The organism is Moraxella sp. CTOTU48268, assembly GCF_032069585.1.
Taxonomy (GTDB): Bacteria; Pseudomonadota; Gammaproteobacteria; order Pseudomonadales; family Moraxellaceae; genus Faucicola; species Faucicola cinerea.
The window spans coordinates 1-2,285 of sequence record NZ_DAMALV010000071.1 but is presented as its reverse complement, the minus strand read 5'-3'; the positions used below and the strand labels follow the sequence as shown (position 1 = coordinate 2,285).

The following is a 2,285-nucleotide window of genomic DNA, read 5'->3' as shown; positions in this document are numbered from 1 at the left end:
AGTGAAATTCTCCCCACGCGCATACAATAAGGCACAGCGTAATTCATCCCGCTGCTCATACTCAGTAAGCGCCTTTGATAGCTCTTGAATCATCAAGCTATCAAAGGCGTTATATTTTTCTGGGCGATTGAGCTCAATGAGTAACACGCTATCTTTTTGTTCTACATTCAGACGGACATAATCAGTCTGGAAACTGGCTTTATCTTGATTATTAGATGTCATCTCTGACTCCTTATATTAGTTGGCTAAAACTGGCTTACTGGCTAATTGAGCATCGATGCGTTCATAAACGGCTTGTAAGTAACTGGGGTCATCATAAATTCGCCCCAGTAAAATTGCCCCTTCATAATCCGCTACACTTTGCTTGGCAAGGGCAGACGCCTGTGCTTTAGGATAGACCTCATCAAATAACACCTGCATGGTTTGTTGCCAACGGCTTAAAAACTGCCGAGTTAATGCCAGTAGCGATGGCGATAAATACCTTGCCTCACCGCCAATCACTGCCACCAAACAGCCCATACCGCCTTGGCTAAAAAACTTGACCGCGTGCTCATGTAGCCGTTGATAACGTATTTGGACGGTGCCTGCCTCATATACCAAACTAAATAATTTATGGTCAACCAATTGGTGCACATAGCTGAGCATATCTGCTACTAAGCTTTCTTTGTCTTGATATTCGTAATAAAACGCCCCTTTGGTCAAATCACAGGCACTTGCCAACATCGCCATACTGGTACCTTGATAGCCATGTTGTTTAAAAACAGGCATACAATACTGTAACAGCTGCTCTCGGCTGAGTTTTTGTGGTCGCATGGTTCGCTATACCCCATTTTTTAAAGTAAATGATCTCGCCACTTGTAGATAACGCACGACATACACCAATAGCCCAATCGCCGCAAGTGCCTCTAACCAAATAAACGCATGAATCTTAAGGCTAATGTGCTCACTGGGGATGAGATAGTGACCCAATACCAATAAACTCATTAGGCAATACAGCACCATACTCACCAAGCCCCAATACAAGCGCTGATGTTTAATCAGCCAAAGTGCCAAAAGGGCAAATGGGGTCATCACAAACCAAAATGCATCCACCAACGTGGGATTGAGCCAGGTAGGTTCGGGATAATGCTCAAAAAACAAAATATTGTCCACATAGTGCAAAATCGTGGTGGAAATATTAAACCATACCAACCATTTTAAGGTGGCAAATGTCTGATGTGGATAGTTAGGCGGCTTATTGGGCATGGCGATTTTCTTAAGTATAAATTGAAATTGGTACTGCAGTAGAAACGTTGATTTCTAATTTAAACGATTGTTTAAAAACAATCAAGAAAATTCTCCCAGTATTTTTCTAGTATGCAACTAACCAATAAGAACTATTGCGCCCTTAAAAATAATGAATATTAGCTACTTTCTGTTATTGAACGAAAAATGGGAGGGCGGGTGCGTACAGCCTAAAATTACTTGGCATAATTTCTTAGCGTACTATTTTCTCATACTGCTGCGCTGACCCCATTAAACGCATTGGACACAAAAAAGTCACGAACATCATTATACATACTTACCAGTTGGTATGTATAATAGCATTTTTGATATTGGTGATTTTTATTAACCCATTGCTTTCTTATGCAGCCCTGTTTTTTGCCATTGTAATCGAAGTTATCGGTACCATGTTTTTAGGCAAGTCTGAGCATTTCACGCGTCTTATGCCGACGCTCACCTGTGCGGTATTTTATGCAGGGTCGTTTTATATGCTCGCTCAACGAATTAAGGTAAAATTAAGAGGATTGACCCCTGTACAATACAGAAATCAGTCCTTGTTATCCGCTTAATTTTCTGTCCAACTTTCGGGGTGGGCAGTTCAGAACAGCGGTTTTTATTTCCAACAATAACAAGTCCATTGATAAAATTACTTGAAGTTTAACAAAATAGCATGGTAAAAGGATTTACCTTTTCAAACATTTTATGGTAAAAATTGATGAATTCAATTTAAGTATTCTTTTAATTAGCTTGTAGTTGTTTACTATCCTGTAGCGGAGTATTACCAAACGCCCTGACGTACTCACGGCTAAACTGACTGGCACTTTCATAGCCGACCAGGCTTGCCACTTGAGCCACATTTTGGTTTTTAACGAGCAATAACCGAGCCTGCTGTAAGCGTAATTGTTTTTGGTATTGTAGTGGGCTAAACCCTGTTACCGCTTTAAAATGCTGGCGGAAGGCTGTTGTTCCCATCGCCACACTGTCTGCTAGTCCTTCTATATTAATTTTATTGACAAAATTTT

5 protein-coding genes are annotated in these 2,285 nt (G+C 40.6%); 1 reads left to right on the top strand and 4 read right to left on the bottom strand.

Annotated elements, in window-relative coordinates; translation table 11 throughout:
• From RT143_RS12155 to RT143_RS12145, 3 genes are all read right to left on the bottom strand, one after another.
• A partial coding sequence (locus RT143_RS12155; RefSeq protein ID WP_313093340.1) for an enoyl-CoA hydratase-related protein occupies positions 1 to 222 on the bottom strand: 222 nt, incomplete at its 3' end.
• A gap of 15 nt (positions 223 to 237) precedes the next feature.
• Complete coding sequence (locus RT143_RS12150; RefSeq protein WP_313093337.1) at positions 238 to 813, bottom strand: TetR/AcrR family transcriptional regulator; 576 nt, start codon at positions 811 to 813, stop codon at positions 238 to 240.
• A gap of 6 nt (positions 814 to 819) precedes the next feature.
• Positions 820 to 1,245 carry a hypothetical protein gene (locus RT143_RS12145; RefSeq protein WP_313093334.1) on the bottom strand — a complete coding sequence of 142 codons (426 nt, stop codon included), beginning with the start codon at positions 1,243 to 1,245 and terminating at the stop codon, positions 820 to 822.
• 353 nt (positions 1,246 to 1,598) lie between these two features.
• Between RT143_RS12145 and RT143_RS12360 the strand changes: the two genes are divergently transcribed.
• Positions 1,599 to 1,832: a DMT family transporter gene (locus tag RT143_RS12360; protein WP_409519725.1), complete on the top strand. Its 234-nt coding sequence runs from the start codon at positions 1,599 to 1,601 to the stop codon at positions 1,830 to 1,832.
• A 169-nt stretch (positions 1,833 to 2,001) separates the two neighbouring features.
• On the opposite strand, the gene RT143_RS12140 is transcribed toward RT143_RS12360, so the two are convergent.
• On the bottom strand, positions 2,002 to 2,285 hold a 284-nt coding region (locus tag RT143_RS12140; protein ID WP_313093331.1), incomplete at its 5' end, for a helix-turn-helix domain-containing protein.

Bases quoted from the DNA above. Each gene is read 5' to 3' on its own strand.
- RT143_RS12150 (WP_313093337.1), bottom strand. From the start codon at position 813: ATGCGACCACAAAAACTCAGCCGAGAGCAGCTGTTACAGTATTGTATG.
- RT143_RS12145 (WP_313093334.1), bottom strand. From the start codon at position 1,245: ATGCCCAATAAGCCGCCTAACTATCCACATCAGACATTTGCCACCTTA.